This window comes from Blattabacterium cuenoti BPAA (assembly GCF_000348805.1).
Taxonomy (GTDB): domain Bacteria; phylum Bacteroidota; class Bacteroidia; order Flavobacteriales; family Blattabacteriaceae; genus Blattabacterium; species Blattabacterium cuenoti_B.
Window position 1 is genome coordinate 226,198 of the sequence record NC_020510.1, and the last position, 18,475, is coordinate 244,672.

The window sequence follows — 18,475 nt, forward strand, 5'->3', positions numbered from 1 at the left end:
AGTCATGGAAAAAATATCATATAATCATTTTTTTATAGATAAAATTAAAAAATATTTTTTTTTGAATTCTTTGAATAAAATGAAAAAAAAAGTCTGTGTGGCTGTGAGTGGAGGATTAGACAGCATGGTCCTTATCAATTTGTTACTTGATATTCCTGAAATCGAATCAGAAGTAGCACATTGTAATTTTTCATTAAGAAATCAAGAATCTAATGAAGATGAATTTTTCATAAGAAATTTTTGTGATAAACAAAATATAATATGTCATGTAAAAAAATTTGATACTTTAAATTTTTCTAAAAAATATAAGTTATCTATACAAATGGCCGCGAGAAAACTTAGATATGATTGGTTTTCAAAACTGTTAAAAACAAATTCATATGAATACATGGTATTAGGACATCATTTTGATGATTCTATAGAAACTTTTTTTATAAATGCTTTTAGGGGAACTGGAATTAAAGGGTTATTGGGTATTCCTGAAAAAAATAAAAAATTTATTCGTCCTCTTTCTAATTTCAATAAAAAAGAAATTTTACATTATGCAAAAATAAAAAATATAAAATGGAGATTAGATCGTAGTAATCAAAATATTAAATATTTAAGAAATAAAATTCGTTTGGTTTTATCTAGATTTTATTCTTTTTCTTTTCAGAATGGATTAAAAAGAACTATAAATCATCTTTATGATGAAAACTTTTTAATCGAAAACAAAATAGAAGAAGTTCGTAAAGAAATTACAATAGAAAAAAAAAATGATCCATTTTTTTGGAAAATAGAATGTAAAAAGATAAAAAAATTGAATCCTTTGTCTTTTTATTTATTTAAATTATTTTCTCCATATGGATTTAATGATATTCATAGTATGAAACATCTTATTGATGCACAATCTGGAAAACAACTTATATCCAAAATCTATAGAATTATTAAAAGCAGAAATCATTGGGTTTTAGTTTCTCATAAATTCTTATTAGAAAATCTAAATAAGATTTATATAATCCAGAATCTAAAAATTGTTAAAAAAATGTTTTTACCTGTTAATATCAAATTTTTTTTGAATCCAAAAAAAGAAAGTAAACAAAACATGTGTTTGATAGATTTTGATAAAATTCAATTTCCATTATTATTAAGAACATGGAGAACAGGAGATTTCTTTTATCCTTTAAAAATGAAAGGAAAAAAAAAATTAAGTAAATATTATAAAGAAAAAAAATTTTCTCTTTTGAAAAAAGAACACACATGGTTATTAATTAACGGAAATGGATCTATAATTTTAATTCTAGGAAATCGTTTAGATGATAGATTTAAGGTTACAGAAAACACAAAAAAAATATTAGGTATAACAAAAATATAATTGAGTTATTGTCTGTCCATTTTACAATTTCAATTAGTATTTTTTTTAATTTTGAAAAGAATTAGTTGTTCTATTTATTTATGAAAATACACAATTTCAATGCAGGCCCTTCTGTTCTACCGAAAGAAGTTGTAAAAAAATCAGCTCAATCTATAATTAATTTTAATGGTTCTGGATTATCTTTACTTGAAATTTCTCATAGAAGTATGGATTTTTTAGAAATCATCGAAAAAGCTACTTTTTTAATAAAACGTATTATGAATTTAAATGACGATTATGCTATTTTATTTCTTCAAGGAGGAGCTACATTACAATTTTCAATGGTCCCATACAATTTAATGAATCAAGAAGCTTCTTATTTAGATACAGGATTTTGGGCTCATAACGCTATTAAAGAAGCTAAAAAATTTGGAAAAGTAAGAGTTTTATTTTCCGGTAAAAATAAAAACTATACATATATATCAACAAATTATCATATTCCATGTGATATGGATTATTTTCATTGTACATCTAATAATACAATAGTTGGAACACAAATGAAAATCTTTCCTAGAACATCTATTCCAATAGTTTGTGATATGTCTTCTGATATTTTTAGTAGAAAATTAGATTTTTGTCAATTCGGTTTAATCTATGCTTCGGCACAAAAAAATGTAAGTTCTGCAGGAATGACTATTGTAATTGTGAAAAAAAATATTTTAGGAACAATCAGAAAAAACATTCCTTCTTATATGGATTATAAAATTCATATACAAAATAATAGCATTTTAAATACTCCAAATGTTTTTTCTATTTATACTTCTATGTTGACTTTGAAATGGATAGAAAATCAAGGTGGTCTTTCTTTTTTGGAAAAAAACAATCAGAAAAAAGCTAAATTATTATATGATGAAATAGATCAAAATAATTTATTTGAAAATAAAATACATCAAGAAAATCGTTCTAATATGAATGTTACCTTTTTTTTAAAAGAAAAAAATTTAGAAAAAGAATTCAATAAAATGTGGAAAAAAGAAAATATTGTAGGATTAGATGGTCATAGATATTTAGGTGGATATCGTGCTAGTATATATAATGCACTTCCATTAGAAAGTGTTCAATTTCTCATTGAAATCATGAAAGAATTTGAAAGAAAATTTTCATAATGAATCACATAATAGAAAATAGATTTTTTAGCATAAAAAAAATGATTCCAAAAAATGTGAAAATTTTAGCCGTTTCTAAAAATCAAGAAATCTCTTCCATAGAAAAATTATACAGAATAGGACATAGAGATTTTGGAGAAAATTATATTCAAGAAATAGTGAAAAAATATAAAAAATTACCCAAAGATATTCGATGGCATATGATTGGAAGAATACAAAGTAATAAATTAAAATATATAATACCTTTTATTCATTTAATTCATAGCGTACAAAATATAAAACAAATTAATATAATAAATAAAATAGCGTTCAAACATAAAAAAATTATCAATTGTCTTTTACAAATTAAAATTTGTAATGAAAAAAATAAATCAGGAATCACTTCTAAAGAAGCTTCCAAAATATTGGAAGACAAAACTTTTAAAGAGATGAAAAATATAAAAATAATAGGAATAATGGGGATGGCTTCTTTTCAAGAATTAAAAAAAGTACATAATGAATTTTCATATTTACGTAAATTATATCATGAATATCAAAATCAATACGGACATAACATTCTTTCTATGGGAATGAGCAGAGATTATAATATAGCTATAAAATATGGAAGTACAATTGTTCGGCTAGGTACTTTAATTTTTGGTAATCGAAAAAAAATTATCTAATAGATTTTATATATTTTTTAATACTTTCTTCCAATTTATTTTTATCCAATGATTGAATAAAAGAACTACCAATGATTCCTCCATTAGCGTATTGACATGATAAATCAAAAGTCTTTTTATCTTTTATCCCAAACCCTATCAATTTTGGAATATTGAAATACAATTTTTTGATACGTTTGAAAAACGATATTTGTTCTTTTCCAAAAGGATTTATATTTACTGTACCTGTAGTAGAACTAGAAGAGGCTATATATAAAAATCCATCACTGATTTGACTTAACATGAATATTCTGTCTGAATTGGTTTTCGGAGTAATTAAAAATATCATAGATAACAAATATTTTTCAAATATATTTTGATACTTATGTAAAAAAACATCAACCGGAAGATCCGGTAAAATTAACCCGGAAATACCTGATTCTTTGCATCTTTTTAAAAATTTATCTTCTCCAAACTTATAAAATTGATTATAATACCCCATAAGAATAATAGGAACTTTTATTTTTTCCTTAATTTTTTCAATTTGATTAAATAATAAATAGAGATTCATTCCATTACTCAACGAAATTTGATTACTTTTTTGAATAATTATTCCATCTGCCAAAGGATCAGAATAGGGAATTCCTATTTCAATTAAATCTACAGAAAGATTTTGCAAAATTTTTATTATTTTTTCTGTACTATTTATACAAGGAAATCCTGCTGTAAAATAAATACATAATATGTTTTTATTTTTATTTCTAAATAAATTATGTATTTGATTCATTATTTGAAAAATTAAAAAAAAATTTATCGTAAACATTAATATCTTTATCCCCTCTTCCAGATAAAGTCACAATTACTATATCCTTTTTATGAAGTGGTATTTTTTTTAATGCAGCTAATGCATGGGCACTTTCTAGAGCAGGAATTATTCCTTCTGATCGAGTTAATTCATATCCTGCTTGTAAAGCTTCTTCATCTGTGGAATGTAAAAAATTAACACGTTTTTTTACAAAAAGATGAGCAAACATAGGGCCAATACCTGGATAGTCTAATCCCGGAGATATAGAATAAGCGGGAAGAATTTGTCCATCTTGATCTTGTAAAATCAATGTCATACTACCATGTAATACCCCTTTTGATCCACATTGAATAGCCGAAGCTGTTTTTTTTGTCTTAATACCTAAACCTGAAGCTTCTACAGCTATCAGCTTAACAGAATCATTATCCAAAAAATGATAAAAAGATCCTGCAGCATTGCTTCCTCCTCCTATGCAAGCTACTACATAATTAGGAGAAGAAAATCCTTCTATTTTTTCTAATTGCATTTTAATTTCTTCACTGATAATGGATTGAATATCTGCAACCATTTGAGGATAAGGATGGGGTCCCACTGTAGAACCTATTAAATAATAACTTTCAGGATGATTAATCCAATAACGAATGGATTCATTAACAGCATCTTTGAGTGTTTTATCTCCACTCAAAACTGGAACTACTTCAGCACCAAGAGATTTCATTCGAATGACATTACTATATTGACGTTTCATATCTGTTTCTCCCATAAAAATTATACATTCTAAATGCATTAATGCACAAATCGTAGCTGTTGCTACTCCATGTTGTCCAGCACCTGTTTCTGCAACAATTTTTCTTTTTCCTAACTCTTTTGCCAGTAAAGTTTGACCGATCGCATTATTGATTTTATGGGATCCTGTATGATTGAGATCTTCTCGTTTAAGATAAATTTTAGCATTATATTGATTGGAATATTTTTTGCAAAAAAATAAAGGAGTCGGTCTTCCAACATAGTTTGTTAGCAATTCTCTATATAATTTTTGATATGTATAACTTGTAATAAGTTTTTTATATTTACACTGTAGTTCTGTTATATTATCATGTAACATTTCAGGGATAAAAGCTCCCCCAAACTCTCCGTAATATCCATTTTTATCAACAAAATATTTCATAAATTTCTTATTTTTTTTATAAAGACATTTAACTTAATATCATCTTTTTTTCCTGGAAAAATTTCAAATTTACTATTAACATCGATTCCAAATATTTTTGGATGAGAAAAGTTTTTGATTGTATCAAAATCTTGCATTCCAATTCCTCCACTTAAGAAAAATGGAACTTGAAAAGTATATTCATGAAGTTTTTTCCAACAGAATTTTTTTCCACTTCCTCCATAATAAATTGTATTACTATCAAATAAGAAATATGCACAGAAAGGAATATAATTCACAACTTTTTTAAAATAAAAAAAATCATTTACTCTAAAAACTTTAATTAATTTCAATCCTTTTTTGAATAGGCTTTCACAATAAAAAGGACTTTCTGTTCCATGTAACTGAATAAAATCTAGTTGATTTTTTTTTTTTATTTTCAATATGTTTTCTTCTGATTCGTTTACAAAAACACCTATTTTCAAAATTTCTTTTTTGAGTTTTGGAATCACAAAATCAAAACCTACAAATCTAGGAGAATTAGGATAAAATATAAAACCCATAAAATCAGGAAATAAATCAGATATTTTTTGTATGTTAAATTTCATTCCGCATATTTTTACTTTTAATAACTGGGATTTTATATTGATTTGATCAACCGATTTCATTTCATTCAATTCAATTTTTTTGATAAAGATTCTATAAAATACTTACAAATTTTTCCTGGATCTTTTTTTTTCATAAAATATTCTCCAATTAAAAAACCTTCAAATCCTTGTTTTTTTAATTTCAATATGTGATTAATATCATGAATTCCACTTTCTGCAATTTTTACATAACTATTAGAAATTTTTGAAGATAAACTCAAACACCGATTATAATCTACAATAAAAGTTTGTAAATTTCTATTATTAATTCCTACAATATCAATATCCAAATTATCTGTTATTTTATCTATTTCAAATTCATTATGAATTTCAATAATAACTTCTAAATCAATACTTTTTGATAATTTGGAGAAATTTGTTATTTGGTTTTTAGAAAGAATTCCGGCAATTAACAAAATCACATCAGCTCCTATTGATTTAGATTCTATGATTTGATATTCATCAATAATAAAATCTTTTCTTAATATAGGAATAGAAACTATAGAGCGTGATTTCTTTAAATTTTCATTTTTTCCAGAAAAAAAATGTTGATCTGTAAGAATAGATATCCCACTTACTCCTGCAGATTCATAATCTTTAACTACTTTTTCTATGAATGCTGTATTATTAATAATACCTTTAGATGGAGATTTGCACTTAAATTCTGCAATGATACCCGTATGGCTACTTCTTATATTTTTTACAAGAGAAAAGGTTTTTCTTTGAAAAAGAAAGCTTTTTTCCAATTTTTTTATAGGGTGTATAATTTTTTTATTGGATACCTCTTTTTGTTTTACAGATACAATTTTTTCAAGAATATTCATCATAAGCTTAATAATTTTTTTAGAATATTCTTTGCTTTTCCACTTTTTAACGAACGTCTTGCTTTATCATAATTATTTTCAAGACTATCTTGATTTAATAAACATAATGCAAATGTGGCATTTGTTAAAACTACTTCATTTTGAGCTAAAGTTCCTTCTCCAGACAAAACGCTAATAAATATACGAATATTTTCTTCTGTATTTTTTCCTCCTTTTAATTCATCTGGATTTACTTTAACCTTTTTTTTTCCTATTTTTAATTCTTCTATAGAATAAAATCGTTCACCTTTTGTTGAATAACATTTTATATCACTAGTAAGCGTGATTTCATCGTACCCATCTAAACTGTGAATAATCGCATAATTATTTTTCGTATTTTGATACATATAATAATATATTCTTGCCAATTCTAAATTATTGACTCCTAACAGTTGATTTTTTGGTTTTCCTGGATTTAATAATGGACCAAGTGTGTTAAAAATTGTTTTTACTCCTAATTCTTTTCTTATTCCAGATATAATGTTTAATACGGGATGAAATATAGGAGCATGTAAATAACAAATTCCTACTTTGTCTAATTGATTTTTCAGATTTTCTTCTTTATTAGTAAAATGATATCCTAATCCTTTTAATATATTTGAAGATCCAGTGATAGAGGTAGAATTAAAACTTCCATGTTTAATCACTTTTTCTCCTGTTCCTGCTACTATAAAACATGCTAACGTTGAAATATTAAAAGTATTTTTTCCATCCCCACCCGTTCCTACAATGTCAATAGCATTAAACTCTGTAAGATTAATTTTTATAGATAGTTCCATCATGGCTTGTTTAAATCCTAGTATTTCTTCTAGAGTAGGAGATCTCATATTATATATAGTAGCTATAGCTACAGCTTGCGTTTGATTAATTTTTCCATTTGATAATTCTATCAAAAGATTCTTAGCTTCCTGTTTTGTCAATGTTTTTTCTAAAAAAAGACTTTCTAATATTTTATTCATAATATCTTTAAATTCAACCAATTATCTATAATTTTTTCTCCATATGGAGTTAAAATAGATTCTGGATGAAATTGGACTCCACATACATCATAAAATTTATGACGTAAAGCCATAATTTCTCCCTTATTTCCAATAGCTGTAATTTTGAGTTCTTCAGGAAAGTTATGTGGAGATATAATCCAAGAATGATAACGGCCAACTTTAATCTCTCTAGGTAATTGTTGAAACAAAATTTCTTGTGGATCTACAATTTTGATTAAACTAGATATTCCATGACAAACCTTTTTTGTATTTAGAAGACAAGCTCCAAATACTTCTCCTATCGCTTGTTGACCTAAACAAACTCCAAAAATACTTTTAGTAGAAGAAAAAGTTTTCACTAAAGGTTTTAAAATATGCGCTTCATCAGGGACTCCAGGTCCTGGGGAAAGAATAATTTTATGATATTTTTCTATATCAGAAAGTTTAATTTCATTATTTCTAGATACTTGTACAGGATTTTTTGTTAATTTTTTTACAGTATGTACAAGATTATAAGTAAAAGAATCATAATTATCCAAAATTAGTATTTTATTCATCATAATAAATAATACTTCATATATTTTTAGCTAGTTCTATAGCTTTAAATAAGGCCATCAGTTTATTATTCACTTCTTCCAATTCTTTTTCTTCTTTAGAATCAGAAACAATCCCTGCACCAGCTTGAAAAAATAAAGTATTATTTTTACTCACAAAAGAACGAATGACTATAGCCGTGTTAATACAAGAATTATTTAATCCAAAAAAACCAATTGCTCCACCATATACACCTCTATGTTGATTTTCAATTTTATCAATCAATTCCATCGCTTTATATTTAGGAGCTCCAGATAGAGTTCCTGCAGGAAAAGTGTCTCCAAATACTTTTATAATTGATAGATTTTTTTCTAATTTTCCGGATACTTTAGATACCATATGAAATACATGAGAAAAAACTTGAATGTCTTTAAATTCTTCGACTTTTACGTTAGAAGAATTTTTACTCAGATCGTTTCTCGCTAAATCTACTAACATGATATGTTCTGCATTTTCTTTTGGATTATTTGCAAGATTTTCTGAAAGTTGTTTATCCATTTCTTCATTTCCTGATCTTTTGATTGTTCCTGCAATTGGATTGATATAGGCTATTTGTTTATTAATGATGAGTTGTGATTCTGGAGAAGATCCAAATAATTTATAATTTCCATAATCGAAATAAAAAAGATATGGAGAAGGATTTATAAAACGCAAAGCGCGATACACATTAAACTCATCTCCTTTAAATTTCTGTTGAAATTGACGAGATAATACTATTTGGAAAACATCTCCACGTAAACAAGCTTTGATTCCTAGAGACACCATTTTTTTGTATTCTACATCTGTTACATTTGAATGACGATTTCCAACAGATTTAAATGGAAAAGATAGAAAATTTTTTTTTTGGATCAATTCTATCAATTGATTTATGTAAGTTTTTTTTTTAAAATCAGAAAATTGATGTTCAATAACATATATTTCATGATGAAAATGATGGAACACTATCAAGTTTTTATAAAAACCCAATCGTATTTTTGGAAGATTGTATATTTCTTGAATTGGAGCATGAAATTGAATATTTTCAAAATATTGAATACTATCATAAGATAGATATCCATATAAACCGGAATAAGAAAAAGTTGTATTTTCATTTTCAAACTTTTGAAAAAAATCCTCAATGAAAATTTGTATGTCTAATTTTTCGTTTATAAAAATATGTTTCTGAACACAATTAGGATATGATATTCGTAATACATCTTGATCTAAAATCAGTTCAGAAATAGGGTTAATACAAAGAATAGAAGAATTATTTTTTGTAATCTGATAATCAGAAGATTCTAATAATAATGTATTAGGAAAAATATCTCTTAATTTGAAATATAATTCTATTGGTGTAGTACGATCAGCCAAAATTTTTTTATGAATAGTTCTAAAATTAAATTTTAACATGGCTTATGGGATTTTGATATGATAAAAAAATCGTCATAAAAACAATCCTAACAAAAATATTGCATAAACAATACTGAAAGAATACACCATTTAAATGACATTTACATTATGCAAATATAAATAAATTTTTCCTATTTTTTTTTGATTTTAATTATCAATCGTTCAATTTATAATTCAATCTACATGAAAATATTCATTTTTTTTGTTTTTCTTTTTATATCTTATAATAACATGGAAGAAAAAATGATGAAAATCCATATTGATGAAAAAAAAACAGAAAATATGGAGTTTTATCATCCTACTTATCAAGATTATAAATTTTGGACGGAAGAAAAAGACCTAAAAAAATGTTTTTTAGAAAAATCTTTTTCCATAAAAAAATATCATTCTCATAATTTTTTGAAATCTGATGAAATCGGATTATTCCATAATAATGGAAAAGATTTTTTTATTCCTAATAATGAAAAACTCATTATAGAAAATTTTAACGAAAAAATGCCTAAAAAAATGTTTTTTTTTAAGGATCCTTTTTTCTACCGTGAAAAAATTCAATATTTTGATGTTAAAACTCCTACTTCGGAAATTCTTTATATAAATGACTTTTTGAAAAAAGAAAAAACATTAGGTGTTTTTTTTTCTCAAAGTTTTAATGATAAAATTAATTATTCTATAGATTATAGAAATTTTCATTTACACAATGAACCTGACTTAAAAGAAAATAAAGATTTAATCCTAACTACTTTCAATTTTCAAGATAATCATAGTGATTATAATTATAAATCTTGGGGACATTATCTTTTTCAAACATTTGATACAGAAGAAAAAGAAGAAATTCCAAAATGGAATATTAGAAATTATAAAAACGATTTTTTATCTCATAAGAAATTAATTCATAGTCGATTTTATATAAGTTTTATTCAAAAAATTTTTGATTTCAAAGAAAAAAACAGATCATTCTTTTTGAAAACTTATATGGAATACGAAAAATATTTCAAAAATCATTCATTTCAAAATTTTCAAAAAAAAATAAATCATTTTTACTTAAGAAATGGTTTATTTTTAATATTCAATCAAAAAAAAACCCATATAGAAATCGGATCTATTTTTGATAGAATCCATTATCAATTATTTAATAATAAAAACTATAGTAAAAATAAAGATATCAATGGTTTGTCAATACAAACTAAAATTCATTATCCTATTAATAATATTTTCGAATTTTATTCAAACGGAAAATGGATTGTAAAAAATAATAATTTTAAAGAGTCATATTTTCAGACTAATGTTATGTTACATGCATTTTTATTTCCAAAATTTGAAATGCTCACTCAATTGAGTATTGATGAAAATGATAATGGAATTTACAATAATTTTATTCCTATTTATGTTTTAAAAGAAAATAAAGATTGTTATAATAATTATTATAATTATGAACGAAAAAAAACAATAAATTTTTCTTTAAATTTTGACGAAGAAAAATATTATATTTCCTTTTATGTTTCTAGATTAAATCATTTTTTTAAACATCAAGAAAAAAAAATGGAAAAGTTTTTTTTATATGGATTTAATATGAAAACAACACATGATATATGGAAATTTCAATTAAATAATATTTTATTATATCAAAAATATAATTCTGATTCATTAATTTTTTCTATTCCCAATTTTTTATCGAGAAGTACAATTCTTTATCAAAACAGTTACTTTCATAAAGCTTTATTTATACAAACAGGTTTTTCTTTTCATTATTTCAGCAAATTTTTTTATCAAGAAGAAAATTATCCTTTTGATTCTAAGTCCTTTTTTTTTGAAAAGGAGTGTATTTCTCCCAATCAAATTGGAGGAATTCCTTTTGTGGATTATTTTTTCAATTTTAAAATCTATAGAACTATGTTTTATTTCAAAATCCAAAATATAGGATTTTATGATATTTATAATCCTCATGATAATAAATTAGTTATTAAAACTGGTTTATTGTGGAATCTTTTTACTTGATGAAAAAAATTTTTTTGTAAAAAAATGTAATTTTATTTGTCAAAAGTTAATAAAAATGGAAAAGTTTTTTTATTTTGTATTATTCTTTTTGATGTCATTGTTTTCTTTTTCACAAAATTCACAAGAAAAAAAGAAAGAAATAGAAAATGTAATTGAATATGTTAAAAAATATGCTGTTTTTGCTATTGAAGAAATGGAAAAATTTGGGATTCCAGCTAGTATTAAGTTGGGTCAAGGAATTTTAGAATCTTCTATTGGAAAAAGTTCTTTATCCAAAGCAACGAATAACCATTTTGGAATTAAATGTGGAAAAAATTGGATGGGAGATGTTTATTACCATGATGACGATCTTCCAAAAGAATGTTTTCGAAAATATAATTCTGTGAAAGAATCTTTTCATGATCATTCCAAATTTTTACAACAACCACGTTATTCTAAATTGTTTCTTCTGAAAAAAGATGATTATCAAGCTTGGGCTTCGGAACTTAAGAAAGCAGGTTATGCTACATCCTTAAATTATGAAAATTTGTTAATTGATCAAATAAAAAAATATGATTTATGGAAATTTGATCAAAGTACTTCTTGCAAGATAGAAAAAAGAATCAATCAATATTTAAAAAATTATATAATAAAAAAAAATAAAGATTCTTTTTTCAGAAGATTTAGTAAAAAATTACGTTTTTTTATAGAATTTTTTTTTCAATCCAAAAAAAATTGAATTGTGTGAAAAACAATCATTTTTGTTGAGAATAGAATTAAAATTTATTGAATATATATTATTATGAACCCTAATAATTTAAGGTATAGTAAAAATCATGAATGGATAGGTATACCAAATGAAAAAAATCAAGCTTATGTAGGCATAACTCATTTCGCTCAAAATGAGTTAGGAGATATTGTTTATTTAGATGTAGAAAATTCTATAATAGGAAAAACAATAAAAGTAGAGAATTCATTTGGAACAATAGAAGCGGTAAAAACTGTTTCAGATTTGTTTATGCCTGTTTCGGGTTGTATTCTTAAAATTAATAATAAATTATTCTCAAAACCAGAACTCATTAATAAAAGTTCTTATAACGAAGGATGGATTATTCAAATAAAAATTCTAGAATTCAAAGAATATGATCAATTAATGTCTTCGAAAGAATATCAAAACTACATACAGGGATCCAATTAATTAACTAAATCAGGAAATAAAATATGAAAAAACAGAACATTTTTGATTTTCTTGATGATGAAAAAATTTCAGAAAAAATCATTGATTTTAATCATAAAAACATTACTACAGTTCGTTTTTTCATTCCTTCTATTCACTGTGGTTCTTGTGTTTTTATTTTGGAAAGTTTACCGAAACTATATCAAAATATTTTGAATTCTACTGTTGATTTTTCAAGTAAAAAAATTTGGATTACATATAATAATATTGAATTTAAATTGAGTGATATAGCTCAATTACTTGATAATATGGGATATAAACCCTCTATTAATTTTGAATCTATAGAAAACAAAAAATCATTGGATAGAGAATTAATAGGAAAACTAGCTATTTCTTTTTTTTGTTTTGGAAATATTATGCTTTTAGCTATTCCAGAATATGTCGGAGCTCTTAAAGAAGATATATGGTTTATGACCCATCGTAATTTTTTTCGCTATCTCATGGTTATTTTATCTTTACCTGTCGTTGTGTTTTCTTTTACTGATCATATCAAATATGCTGTATTGGGATTAAAAAAACATGTTTTGAATATGAATGTTCCAATTTCTATTGGAATATTAGTTCTTTTTTTATGGAGTTGTTATGAGGTGTTTTTTGATTTAGGTTCTGGTTACTTTGATAGCCTTTCTAGTTTTTCCTTATTTCTACTTATAAGTAAAATATTTCAAATACATACTCATAATAAAATTCTATCTTTTGATAAAAATTATAAATCTTTTTATCCCGCTTTAATAACAAAAATACATAGTCATAAAAAAGAAGAAAAAATTTTGCTTTCTTCTTTGAAAAAAGGAGATTTGATTTTAATCAGAAATGAAGAAATTGTTCCTGCTGATTCTATATTAATGAAAGGGAATGCTATATTAGATAATAGTTTCATTACAGGAGAATCTGATTTGATCAGTAAAAAAATGGGAGAACGAATTTATGCTGGTTCTAAACAGAAAGGAGAAGCAATTTTGATAAAAGTGATCAAAAATATAGATCATAGTTATTTGAGTTTATTATGGAATAAGAATAAATCGAATCATATTCGTCATAAAAAGTTATTTGATTTAAATTCAATCTCTACTAAATTCAGTCAATATTTTACTCCTATTATTTTGATAATTACGATTTTAACTGGAATATACTGGTCTTTTAGTCATGATGTTTCAAAAATTTTTCATACAGTTTTTTCCGTTTTGATTATTACTTGTCCTTGTGCTTTGGTTCTTTCTAGTCCATTAATTTTTGGAAATATGATCCGTGTTTTTTCTAAAAATGGGTTTTATGTAAAAGATATTTTCACAATGGAAAGAATTTCGTCATCTAAAACTTTAATTTTTGATAAAACTGGAACGATAACTGATCCCAATAAAGAAAAGATATATTTTGTAGGAAATATGAAAGGGGAAGAAAAAAAAATGATAGCTTCTTTATTAAAAAATTCAAGTCATCCTTTAAGTCAAAAAATATTATCAGAATTATCTATAAAAGATTTTTATTTTATAAAAAATTTTAGAGAAATTATAGGGAAAGGATTAGAAGGAATCATAAAAGATGTACCGGTTAAAATCGGATCTTCAAAATATTTAGGGATTACAAATAAAATCATTAATGAAAATGAAATTAATCAAACTACAGTTTTTATTTCGATAAATCATAAATTTGTAGGTTATTTTCTATTTAGAAATTATTATCGTGAGGGAATAGAAAAAATGTTTCAAGATTTAAAAAAATATAAAATAGTTATTCTTTCTGGAGATCATAATGATTTAGAAAAGAAATATTTAAAATCTATTTTACCAAAATCAAGTCAGATTTTTTTTAGTCAAAGTCCAGAAGATAAACTAAATTATGTGAAAAAATTACAAGAGAAAGGAGAAAAAATTATAATGTTTGGAGATGGAATTAATGATTGTGCTGCTTTAAATCAAAGTGAAGTAGGAATTTCTGTATCCGAAAATCCAACGAGCTTTTTTCCAAGTTGTGATGCTTTTATGCAATCCAATTGTATGAATCATATTTTTTTATTTTTGAAAATATCCAAAGTATCTACAAAATTAGTATTCATCAATTTGATGATTAGTTTACTTTATAATAGTATAGGAATTTTTTTTGCAGTCACCGGGAATTTAAATCCTTTTATAGCCGCTATTTTAATGCCTTTAAGTTCTTTTTCTGTTATTTTCTTTTCGATTACATCGACTTGGATCGTTTCACGAAAATTAATATTTTAGTTTATTATGGATATAATAATTATTATGATATTATCTAGTATTTCTTTAGGAGCATTCTTTCTCATATTTTTTTTAATTGGTCTTTATTCTGGACAATTTGATGATTATGAATCTCATAGCATTAGAATTTTCATTGATGATTTTGAAAAAAATTAAATTTTCTGATGAAATTAAAAACATATTATTATAATAACAGTATTGTAAAAGCTTTTTTATATGCTACGATGTTTTGGGCAACAATTGGATTTTTAGCTGGATTATTTGTCGCCCTATTATTATTTTATCCTGAAATTCCTGAACTTATTTTTGGTAAAAATCTGAAAGATTCTAAAGGTATTATGGGTTTTGGTAGATGGAGAATGTTACATACAAGTACTGCTGTTTTTGCTTTTGTAGGAAATGTAATTTTTACCGGTTATTATTATGCTTTACAACGTTTATTAAAAACGAGAATTTACAGTGATATCCTGAGTTGGATTCATTTTTGGGGATGGCAAATATTTATTATTTCTACTTGGATTACTTTTTTATTAGGAATTAATACAAGTAAAGAATACGCTGAACATGAATGGCCTATAGATATAGGAGTATTTTTTATTTGGATCATTTATGGAATCAATATGATTGGAAGTATTCTGAAAAGAAAAATTAAACATTTATATGTTAGCATTTGGTTTTTGTTAGGAACATGGGTAGCGGTGGGAATGTTACATGTTTTTAACAATCTTGAATTACCTATATCTCTTTTATCTTTTAAAAGTTATTCTATATATGCTGGAGTACAAGATGCTTTAATGCAATGGTGGTATGGGCACAATGCTGTGGCATTTATTTTAACTACTCCTATACTGGGGTTGATGTATTATTTTGTTCCAAAAGCGTCCAATCAACCAATTTTTTCTTATAAACTTTCTATTATACATTTTTGGTCATTAATATTTATATATATTTGGGCAGGCCCTCATCATTTAATGTATACATCTCTTCCTAATTGGGCTCAAATGTTGGGGACTATTTTTTCAATTATGTTAATCGCTCCTTCTTGGGGAGGTATGTTGAATGGATTACTTACTTTAAGAGGAGCTTGGAATCAAGTGAAAAAAAATCCTATTTTGAAGTTTTTTGTAGTTGGAATTACATGTTATGGAATGGCAACTTTTGAGGGGCCAATGTTAGCTACTAAAACTCTGAATTCCATAGGACATTTTACAGATTGGGTGATTGCTCATGTTCATTTAGGAACTTTGGGATGGAATGGCTTTATGGCTTTTGGAATTATATATTGGTTAACACAAAAAATGTGGAATACAAAATTGTATTCTATTTTATTGGCTAATATTCATTTTTGGCTAGGGGTTTCTGGTCTTATTTTATACATTTTTCCCATGTATTTTGGATCTATTTTACAATCTATCATGTGGAAAAAATTTAATCCTGATGGAACTTTAGCTTATAAAAATTTCTTAGATTCTGTTTTAGCTATTATTCCATTTTATAAAATGAGATTTGTAGGTGGAATGATTTATTTTTTAGGTTTTGTTTTAATGATTTATAATATTTTTAAAACAATAAGACAAGGTTCTTTATTATCTAATGAAGAATTTCAATGCGATCCTTTTTATGGAAGTTCTGTAAAAGAAGATCCAGGAGAAACATTTCACGGATGGTTAGAAAAGAAACCAATACAATTGACTATTCTTTCTTTTATAGCAGTAGCTATTGGAGGTTTTATAGAAATTATACCTACTTTAGTGATTAAATCGAATGTTCCTACAATTCATAATGTTAAACCTTATAAAGCTTTAGAATTAGAAGGAAGAGATTTGTTTGTGAGAGAAGGATGTAATGCTTGTCACAGTGCACAAGTTCGTCCATTTAGAGATGAAGTCGTTCGTTATGGAGAATATTCTAAAGCTGGAGAATTTGTATACGATCATCCATTTCTATGGGGGTCTAAACGAACAGGACCTGATTTAGCTAGAGAAGGAGGAAAAAATCCTAATTCTTGGCATTTTAATCACATGTATAACCCTCGTTCTACTTCTCCTGGATCTATCATGCCAAGATATCCTTGGTTAATTTATAATGAATTGGATAGATCCAATACGGAAAAAAAAATGCAAGCCATGGTAAAATTAGGAGTTCCATATACTTTAGAATACATAAAAAATGTCAATCAAGATATGAATCATCAAGCGAGTCAAATTGTGTATGAAATTTATCAAGAACATCCAAGTTTGAGAACGAAAATAGATCAACAAAAAAAAAGAGAAAAAGAAAAATTTATTCCATTGGAAAAAAGAGAAATTATAGCTCTTATTGCTTATTTACAACGATTAGGTAAAGATATAAAATCCTAGACGGAAATAAACAAAAAGTTCATGATAAGTTTTTTTAAGCAATATTTTACAGGAGAAAAAAATATAGGGATCTTTCAATCTGTTATGTTAATTTTGTTTTTATTGTCATTTGTTTTTTTAATATTTTTTGTGTTTTCAAAATCTAAAAAATATTATCATCAAATCAGTTTAATTCCTTTAGAATTAGAAAAAGAAAAAAAAAGGAAAGATTATGAGATCTAAAATTCCTTCTTTTATTCTAATTCCTTCTCTTTTATCTGTTATCATATTCATGTTTTATGTGTTTTTTATAAGCTATAATCATATATCTTATTTAGTACATCCTATTACTATATTTTGTTTTATTATAATTACGGTATTATTGTATATTTTGGAATCTATTAATCATTTGATTTTTAGAATAAAATTGCAATCTCTTTCAAAAGAAAAAAGAAAAAAGATTTTTGAAGAAAATGAAGGAAATTATTTTTATAGACTTTACAGATTTATATTTTACGATTCTAAAAAAATAACTCCTGATGGAGTAAAAAAAATAGATCATGGATTTGACGGAATTATAGAATTAGATAACAAATTACCTATGTGGTGGGTTCATCTTTTTTATCTAACAATTGTTTTTTCCGCAATTTATTTTTTTTCTTATCTATTAATAGATTTTTCTAACCCTTATAAGGAATATGATATAGCTTATAAAAATCAATTAAAAGAAATTGAAATTTTTGAAAAAAACACCCCACAAGTAACTATAGAAAATGCATGTTTTCAGGAAAAATTAATCAATAATGGTAAAATTCTTTTCGAGGAAAATTGTGCAACTTGTCATCAATCGGATGGAAGTGGAAATATAGGTCCTAATTTAACAGATGATTATTGGATCAATGTAAAAGAAAAAGATTTATTTAAAAACATATTTTATGTTATATGGAATGGTAGCGAGAATAATCCGACTATGCGTGCTTTTGGTCAATTAGGAGAAATTAAAGGAAATGATATTGAAAAAATATCCAGTTATGTTTATTTTATAAATAAAAAATATAAAAAACCTTTAACAGGAAAAGTTCCTCAAGGAATAAAAATAAAAGAATGGAATAAGATATAAGTCAAGTTTTGATTTTAA

18 protein-coding genes are annotated in these 18,475 nt (G+C 25.0%); 11 read left to right on the plus strand and 7 right to left on the minus strand.

Annotated elements, in window-relative coordinates:
• Positions 1-4: 4 nt before the first annotated feature.
• The 3 genes from tilS to BPAA_RS01065 all read left to right on the plus strand — a co-directional run bounded on the left by tilS (position 5) and on the right by BPAA_RS01065 (position 3,161).
• Positions 5-1,354 carry a tRNA lysidine(34) synthetase TilS gene (tilS, locus tag BPAA_RS01055; protein WP_041178663.1) on the plus strand — a complete coding sequence of 450 codons (1,350 nt, stop codon included), beginning with the start codon at positions 5-7 and terminating at the stop codon, positions 1,352-1,354.
• 80 nt (positions 1,355-1,434) lie between these two features.
• The gene (gene serC / locus BPAA_RS01060; RefSeq protein ID WP_015429830.1) at positions 1,435-2,499 is read left to right on the plus strand and encodes a 3-phosphoserine/phosphohydroxythreonine transaminase; all 1,065 of its coding nucleotides are present in this window, start codon (positions 1,435-1,437) and stop codon (positions 2,497-2,499) included.
• Positions 2,499-3,161, plus strand: a complete 663-nt coding sequence (locus tag BPAA_RS01065; protein ID WP_015429831.1) for a YggS family pyridoxal phosphate-dependent enzyme — start codon at positions 2,499-2,501, stop codon at positions 3,159-3,161. The genes serC and BPAA_RS01065 overlap by 1 nt, the downstream gene beginning before the upstream one ends.
• On the opposite strand, the gene trpA is transcribed toward BPAA_RS01065, so the two are convergent.
• The 7 genes from trpA to BPAA_RS01100 are packed head-to-tail and all read right to left on the minus strand — an operon-like array spanning position 3,154 to position 9,565.
• Entirely contained in the window at positions 3,154-3,927 is a 774-nt protein-coding gene (gene trpA / locus BPAA_RS01070; RefSeq protein ID WP_015429832.1) for a tryptophan synthase subunit alpha, read from the minus strand. The two genes, BPAA_RS01065 and trpA, sit on opposite strands and share 8 nt — an antisense overlap.
• Entirely contained in the window at positions 3,911-5,113 is a 1,203-nt protein-coding gene (gene trpB / locus BPAA_RS01075) for a tryptophan synthase subunit beta (RefSeq protein WP_015429833.1), read from the minus strand. The genes trpA and trpB overlap by 17 nt, the downstream gene beginning before the upstream one ends.
• Positions 5,110-5,760, minus strand: a complete 651-nt coding sequence (gene trpF / locus BPAA_RS01080; protein WP_051048860.1) for a phosphoribosylanthranilate isomerase — start codon at positions 5,758-5,760, stop codon at positions 5,110-5,112. The genes trpB and trpF overlap by 4 nt, the downstream gene beginning before the upstream one ends.
• Before the next feature lie 5 nt (positions 5,761-5,765).
• Entirely contained in the window at positions 5,766-6,563 is a 798-nt protein-coding gene (gene trpC / locus BPAA_RS01085) for an indole-3-glycerol phosphate synthase TrpC (protein ID WP_041178704.1), read from the minus strand.
• Positions 6,563-7,561: an anthranilate phosphoribosyltransferase gene (trpD, locus tag BPAA_RS01090; protein ID WP_041178705.1), complete on the minus strand. Its 999-nt coding sequence runs from the start codon at positions 7,559-7,561 to the stop codon at positions 6,563-6,565. Before trpD ends, trpC begins: the two co-directional genes overlap by 1 nt.
• Complete coding sequence (locus BPAA_RS01095) at positions 7,558-8,142, minus strand: anthranilate synthase component II (protein WP_015429837.1); 585 nt, start codon at positions 8,140-8,142, stop codon at positions 7,558-7,560. The genes trpD and BPAA_RS01095 overlap by 4 nt, the downstream gene beginning before the upstream one ends.
• Before the next feature lie 13 nt (positions 8,143-8,155).
• The gene (locus BPAA_RS01100) at positions 8,156-9,565 is read right to left on the minus strand and encodes an anthranilate synthase component I family protein (RefSeq protein ID WP_015429838.1); all 1,410 of its coding nucleotides are present in this window, start codon (positions 9,563-9,565) and stop codon (positions 8,156-8,158) included.
• A gap of 246 nt (positions 9,566-9,811) precedes the next feature.
• Here BPAA_RS01100 and BPAA_RS01105 point away from each other — a divergent pair, with 246 nt between their 5' ends.
• The 8 genes from BPAA_RS01105 (at position 9,812) to BPAA_RS01135 (ending at position 18,457) form a co-directional block, all read left to right on the plus strand.
• Positions 9,812-11,560, plus strand: a complete 1,749-nt coding sequence (locus tag BPAA_RS01105) for a putative porin (RefSeq protein WP_231840113.1) — start codon at positions 9,812-9,814, stop codon at positions 11,558-11,560.
• A gap of 55 nt (positions 11,561-11,615) precedes the next feature.
• Positions 11,616-12,278: a glycoside hydrolase family 73 protein gene (locus tag BPAA_RS01110; protein ID WP_023469925.1), complete on the plus strand. Its 663-nt coding sequence runs from the start codon at positions 11,616-11,618 to the stop codon at positions 12,276-12,278.
• A 63-nt stretch (positions 12,279-12,341) separates the two neighbouring features.
• Positions 12,342-12,737, plus strand: a complete 396-nt coding sequence (gcvH, locus tag BPAA_RS01115; protein ID WP_015429841.1) for a glycine cleavage system protein GcvH — start codon at positions 12,342-12,344, stop codon at positions 12,735-12,737.
• Between the two features lie 23 nt (positions 12,738-12,760).
• Positions 12,761-14,998 (plus strand): heavy metal translocating P-type ATPase, encoded by a 2,238-nt coding sequence (locus tag BPAA_RS01120; RefSeq protein WP_015429842.1) that lies wholly within the window; start codon positions 12,761-12,763, stop codon positions 14,996-14,998.
• A 6-nt stretch (positions 14,999-15,004) separates the two neighbouring features.
• Positions 15,005-15,154: a cbb3-type cytochrome oxidase assembly protein CcoS gene (gene ccoS, locus BPAA_RS03140; protein WP_015429843.1), complete on the plus strand. Its 150-nt coding sequence runs from the start codon at positions 15,005-15,007 to the stop codon at positions 15,152-15,154.
• An 8-nt stretch (positions 15,155-15,162) separates the two neighbouring features.
• Positions 15,163-17,358: a cytochrome-c oxidase, cbb3-type subunit I gene (gene ccoN, locus BPAA_RS01125; RefSeq protein ID WP_015429844.1), complete on the plus strand. Its 2,196-nt coding sequence runs from the start codon at positions 15,163-15,165 to the stop codon at positions 17,356-17,358.
• Between the two features lie 21 nt (positions 17,359-17,379).
• Positions 17,380-17,580, plus strand: a complete 201-nt coding sequence (locus BPAA_RS01130; RefSeq protein ID WP_015429845.1) for a hypothetical protein — start codon at positions 17,380-17,382, stop codon at positions 17,578-17,580.
• Entirely contained in the window at positions 17,570-18,457 is an 888-nt protein-coding gene (locus tag BPAA_RS01135; protein WP_015429846.1) for a cbb3-type cytochrome c oxidase N-terminal domain-containing protein, read from the plus strand. The genes BPAA_RS01130 and BPAA_RS01135 overlap by 11 nt, the downstream gene beginning before the upstream one ends.
• Positions 18,458-18,475: the final 18 nt, after the last annotated feature.

Bases quoted from the DNA above. Each gene is read 5' to 3' on its own strand.
- tilS (WP_041178663.1), top strand. From the start codon at position 5: ATGGAAAAAATATCATATAATCATTTTTTTATAGATAAAATTAAAAAA.
- serC (WP_015429830.1), top strand. From the start codon at position 1,435: ATGAAAATACACAATTTCAATGCAGGCCCTTCTGTTCTACCGAAAGAA.
- BPAA_RS01065 (WP_015429831.1), top strand. From the start codon at position 2,499: ATGAATCACATAATAGAAAATAGATTTTTTAGCATAAAAAAAATGATT.
- trpA (WP_015429832.1), bottom strand. From the start codon at position 3,927: ATGAATCAAATACATAATTTATTTAGAAATAAAAATAAAAACATATTA.
- trpB (WP_015429833.1), bottom strand. From the start codon at position 5,113: ATGAAATATTTTGTTGATAAAAATGGATATTACGGAGAGTTTGGGGGA.
- trpF (WP_051048860.1), bottom strand. From the start codon at position 5,760: ATGAAATCGGTTGATCAAATCAATATAAAATCCCAGTTATTAAAAGTA.
- trpC (WP_041178704.1), bottom strand. From the start codon at position 6,563: ATGAATATTCTTGAAAAAATTGTATCTGTAAAACAAAAAGAGGTATCC.
- trpD (WP_041178705.1), bottom strand. From the start codon at position 7,561: ATGAATAAAATATTAGAAAGTCTTTTTTTAGAAAAAACATTGACAAAA.
- BPAA_RS01095 (WP_015429837.1), bottom strand. From the start codon at position 8,142: ATGATGAATAAAATACTAATTTTGGATAATTATGATTCTTTTACTTAT.
- BPAA_RS01100 (WP_015429838.1), bottom strand. From the start codon at position 9,565: ATGTTAAAATTTAATTTTAGAACTATTCATAAAAAAATTTTGGCTGAT.
- BPAA_RS01105 (WP_231840113.1), top strand. From the start codon at position 9,812: ATGAAAATCCATATTGATGAAAAAAAAACAGAAAATATGGAGTTTTAT.
- BPAA_RS01110 (WP_023469925.1), top strand. From the start codon at position 11,616: ATGGAAAAGTTTTTTTATTTTGTATTATTCTTTTTGATGTCATTGTTT.
- gcvH (WP_015429841.1), top strand. From the start codon at position 12,342: ATGAACCCTAATAATTTAAGGTATAGTAAAAATCATGAATGGATAGGT.
- BPAA_RS01120 (WP_015429842.1), top strand. From the start codon at position 12,761: ATGAAAAAACAGAACATTTTTGATTTTCTTGATGATGAAAAAATTTCA.
- ccoS (WP_015429843.1), top strand. From the start codon at position 15,005: ATGGATATAATAATTATTATGATATTATCTAGTATTTCTTTAGGAGCA.
- ccoN (WP_015429844.1), top strand. From the start codon at position 15,163: ATGAAATTAAAAACATATTATTATAATAACAGTATTGTAAAAGCTTTT.
- BPAA_RS01130 (WP_015429845.1), top strand. From the start codon at position 17,380: ATGATAAGTTTTTTTAAGCAATATTTTACAGGAGAAAAAAATATAGGG.
- BPAA_RS01135 (WP_015429846.1), top strand. From the start codon at position 17,570: ATGAGATCTAAAATTCCTTCTTTTATTCTAATTCCTTCTCTTTTATCT.